This is a genomic window from Kaarinaea lacus (assembly GCF_975902315.1).
Map to the genome: position 1 here is coordinate 1 of NZ_CDLKIE010000522.1, position 4,612 is coordinate 4,612.

Annotated in this window: 4 protein-coding genes; 1 reads left to right on the forward strand and 3 read right to left on the reverse strand. The window is 47.2% G+C overall.

Annotation, left to right across the window (positions count from 1 at the left end; all coding sequences use genetic code 11):
* Positions 1-707, reverse strand: a 707-nt coding sequence (locus ACWVCM_RS16240) for a hypothetical protein (protein ID WP_455202817.1), incomplete at its 3' end; no start/stop codon positions are given.
* Between the two features lie 284 nt (positions 708-991).
* Positions 992-2,242: an amidohydrolase family protein gene (locus tag ACWVCM_RS16245; protein WP_455202818.1), complete on the reverse strand. Its 1,251-nt coding sequence runs from the start codon at positions 2,240-2,242 to the stop codon at positions 992-994.
* A 239-nt stretch (positions 2,243-2,481) separates the two neighbouring features.
* On the opposite strand from ACWVCM_RS16245, the gene ACWVCM_RS16250 reads away from it, so the two are divergent.
* Positions 2,482-3,798, forward strand: a complete 1,317-nt coding sequence (locus tag ACWVCM_RS16250) for a tetratricopeptide repeat protein (RefSeq protein WP_455202819.1) — start codon at positions 2,482-2,484, stop codon at positions 3,796-3,798.
* 74 nt (positions 3,799-3,872) lie between these two features.
* Here ACWVCM_RS16250 and ACWVCM_RS16255 read toward each other — a convergent pair.
* A partial coding sequence (locus ACWVCM_RS16255) for an AMP-binding protein (protein WP_455202820.1) occupies positions 3,873-4,612 on the reverse strand: 740 nt, incomplete at its 5' end.

Consider the following 4,612-nt stretch of genomic DNA (forward strand, 5'->3'; position numbering starts at 1 on the left):
GCACTACAAATAAACTCTTCATCCAGTCCCACAATAGCTGGCGCTTGTGTGTCATAAAAATAAAGATCATAGTCCAGCACTTCCTCCACTGAACTTTCCGGATTTTCACTCAATAGCTGCATTTTCAATAATTCACGAAAGTCTTTTGTTTCATCTTCCTTAACCTGCATGATCACCGGCGGCAGCTCTTTTTGAGGATTGATATTGCGTTCTTCATTAACCTTACGATCCAGATGAATCGCCAGGCTGGGAATAACGGCGATAGGATCTTTAAAATCAATAAGGGCAGTTTCCAGTTGACCATACTTGGTCACATAGTTAATGCGACCTGCCAGAGATAAATCACGGTCGAACCAGGGGCTAAACAAAGCACCGCCATAGACCTCTACACCCAGTTGCAGGTAGCCCTTCTGTGTTATCTCCGGTGAGGGTTTAACTTTAAGACAAGGACTGTCGGTGTGTGCACCCACCATACGTACACCCGTCTTCACGACATCGTTAGCGCTGGTTCGAAAGGCAATGATCGAAGAGCCATTGCGTGTGACATAGTAGTTCTGCCCAGGCAGCAGACTCCACTGATCCGATTCCTTTAATTCGGCAAAACCATTTTCACGCAGAATATTTATCATATTCTGCACCACATGAAATGGTGTGGGTGAATCTTCGATAAAATCCAGTAAATCAGATGTGAATTGTGCCTGGCTCATAGGTTATTCCATTGTAATTTTTTAATTTATAATATTTGTAATTATGGGGTAGCTGCATTAAATCCTCCCTCGCCCGCCTTTACAAAGGAGGGAACTTACATCCTACGTCATTAGACCATCTTAACCTCCCCCTTTTTAAAGGGGGACTGAGGGGGATTTATTCTATTAAATCCTCCCTCGCCCGCCTTTGTAAAGGAGGGGACTTATACCCTACGCCATTTGACTGTCTTAACCTCCCCCTTTTTAAAGGGGGATTGAGAGGGATTTAAAATAGCTACCCGTTTCTAAGCCGTGTTGGGTTTCACAAAATGCCTGCGTGACTCAAACACACTGGCTTTAAAGCTTTTACCTTTTACCTTAATGTGTCGTTTAAGCATAACATCAAACAGTACAGGATTATAATGCCGTACTTGTGACATTATCTCCGCATCTTTGCTGGACAACATATCCCAATCAACGAAGTTCAACGGTGAAAATACTGGCATTACACCGGGCAGTGGATAGTCTGATCCATAGAGTAACCGGTCATGCCATTCATCGGTTTCAACAATCTTTTCCACTTTCCAGCGATCGCGATTAACCTGGGTAATCGCAGAAATATCACCCAACGCCAGGTGTTCATAGCGAGGTTCAGCCATCAGGCGCGCAAACAATTCCAGATTGTGCTCCTCAGGACCATTATTACCCCGGTCGATATCGACGCTTTTTCCTAATGTAGCACAGTGCGCAAAGATCACCCTTACCCCATGATCTAGGGCGCGGCGGAACAATAGCGGGTTGTTATAAGTTTGTCCGGTGGGTGTATCAACGGCGTATTCCGCCCCAACATGGGTTAGCAAAGGTAGATCGTGCTTTACCAGGGCTTCATAAAATGCATCGCACTTCGGACTACTGGCATCGATACCCATCGCGCTGGGCAACCACTTGATAGCGCGCGCATTGTTGTTTACTGCGCTTTGCAGGGCAATAACAGCATCTTCCCGATAAGGATGAATTGAAGCGATCCATTCAAACTGGCTGGGATACGTGTTTGCCAATTGCCGGGCATACTCGTTTGGTGTATGAAACGGACTGTATTCATGATTAATGGTGCCGTCTTCATTGCGATAATAGTCAAATCCCAGCAGCATATAGCGAAACCCTTCAGGCAGGTCCGCATGTAAATCCAGCATTCGCTGCACCACACCTTCGTCAATGGTTTTTTTATTCCCAGATGTGGCACATGACGCATTCATATAAAATTTAAACTGGGTCAATTGCAGGGGATTCAGGAACGATTGCATCTCGGGACTGACCCAAATCCCGGAGTCGGAATCTCCGATCCCAATGAGGTGACAGTGACAATCCCACACCTGTTGTGTATCAATCCCCTCCCATGTCGCCTTAACGAGCTCGCTGTTGGCTAGTGATTCGGGAAGCCTGGCATCGAGGCAGTCATTGAAAAAGCCTTCATACGGCATGTACTGACAACCCGTCAGACCCACCGAAAGTGCAGCCATTGATTTTAGAAACGCTCGCCTGTCCATCGGATTCATGCCTAAAGGGATTCCATTAGTGGTTACAGAAACAGTGGGAGTATTATAGAGCTTAATTATCAACAGGTTAACTATCAATTACACAATGCAGGCATAGAATGCTCCATGCAATCGACACTTGAGTGACCTGCATCCCACCCCCCCTGTGATGGGGTTCAAAATATAAAGAAAAAAAGGTCCCCGCCGATAACCTGAATGAAATATAGACAGTTTTGTAGAATAAACACAGGATATTGGTTATGAAAACATTAATCAAATCAATAAGTTTAAAGGTAGCTGCAATTTCCTTGATCGCATTTGCGGGTCAAAGTGCTGCCGGCAACACAGAATTTCGCTTCCAGGTCCAGGACGAGCAAAACGTTAAAGTCGGTTTCTGGAACAACGCCTACTATAGTAAAGACCGCGCACAAGAGATCGCTTTCGACAAAATTGCCAAAATGGTCCTGAAGCAAGGCGCGACTTACTTTGAACTGGTACAGCCCCAGGTCGCTACTGATTATGTGGCCACCAGCAGTACCGAAGGCCAAAACACAGCAGGCGCAGTGGTTAAGACCATGGTTAATGCTCCATCGCGTGAAGATCGCAACTGGGACAAATCCGGCACCGTGGTATTTCCACGTTACTTCTTTACTACGCAGGTAAAACTCCATAAAACACCACCACAAAATTCGCCGAACAAGGTTTACAACGCGCGTTACGTGGTAATGCGTATTCAGCAGATTGAAAAGCCGTTTTATTCAGTGACCAGAGCAGAGGCAGATGCCACTATGGCAGGCGCCGGTGATGCCCAACGGGGTACCGGCGCTACATCTTCTTCTTCCAATATGCAGGTTTCGCCAAAAGTGGCCGAGTGGACGAACAAAAGTTACCAGCATCTGCAAAAAGATGAATGGATTGACGCGATTCGCACAGCCAGTGCCGCCATCAACCTGAATCGCGATTTTGATATCCCTTATGTTAATCGTGCAACTGCGTACATTAAACACGGTTATAAAGATAAGGCACACACTGACGTAGATACCGCGCTGGCACTGAATCCTAACAATGCCCTGGCTATCAACATGAAGGGCTACCTGTTACAGAAGAAAGGATCACTCAACGAAGCCGTTCGTTTTTACGAAAAAGCCTGTGGTAAAAAACTGGAAATCGGTTGCGATAATTTCAAGGAGCTGGCTGGTTTTCGCCCGGATAACAAAACCGAAGAAGCAAACTATTACCTGGAACAATCTGCGGCTGCGATGGAAAAAAATCGCTGGGAAGAAGTGATTGAATGGGCAACCAAGGCAATCAATGCAGATCCGGAAAACTACCGAGCCTATGCCAACCGTGCTGGCGCATTGGCCGAAGCGGGACACGCCAATGAAGCTTTACTCGATGCCGATCAGGCCATTGCATTGAACCCCAATTTTGGGCCCGGCTACCATAATCGCGGACATGCCTATAAAGTCATTGGCAACATGCGTGATGCCGCGCTTGAGTTTGAAATTGGCTGTAGCCTGGGCGTCAAGGAAAGCTGCGCGGAATTTAAAAGTGTCAGCGCTGTTGCTCAAAAATAATCGCCTCCATCTAAGAAAGTAAAAAAAGCGCGAGTTTATAACTCGCGCTTTTTTTCTGCCAAATGTACGACGCGCTACTTCGTTTCTTCCACAATCGACTGCGCCGCAACATAATCTGTTTTCCCGGTACCCAACACGGGTACTGCAACCACGTGCATAATACTCCGCGGCACATTAAGCTCACTCATATTTTCCCGCTGTGCCTGTTGTAGCACTGCCTGACGATCAGCATCCTTCTGTGTTGTCATCAATACGATCTGCTCACCTTTACGCTCATCGGGTGTCGCCACCGCAGCATGCTGTGCATCTGGCCACACCTTACTCGCCAGTGCCTCTACCGCGGTCAGTGACACCATCTCACCGGCAATCTTGGCAAAACGTTTGAGACGGCCACGAATGGTCACATAGCCACTCTCATCGACTTCAACAATATCCCCCGTGTCATACCACCCTTCTCCCTGGTCACTGACAGGCGGCACCAGTTTGGCAGGATTATCCAGTAACAGATAGCCCAACATGACATTGGGTCCTTTTACATAGAGACGGGCGCCCGATTTCAGGCCAGGAACAGGATCAAGGTAATATTCCATCGCTGGTAAAAAGCGCCCTACCGTACCCGCCTTATTACCCATGGGTGTATTCACCGCAATCACCGGACTGCATTCTGTTGCGCCATAGCCTTCAAAGATACGCACGCCAAACTTGTTTTCCCATAACTCGCGCACCTCGTCCTTGAGCTTTTCCGCACCCGCAAAAACATAACGCACGCTGTAAAAATCATAGGGATGAGCGTTTTTCGCGTAACCCGCGAGAA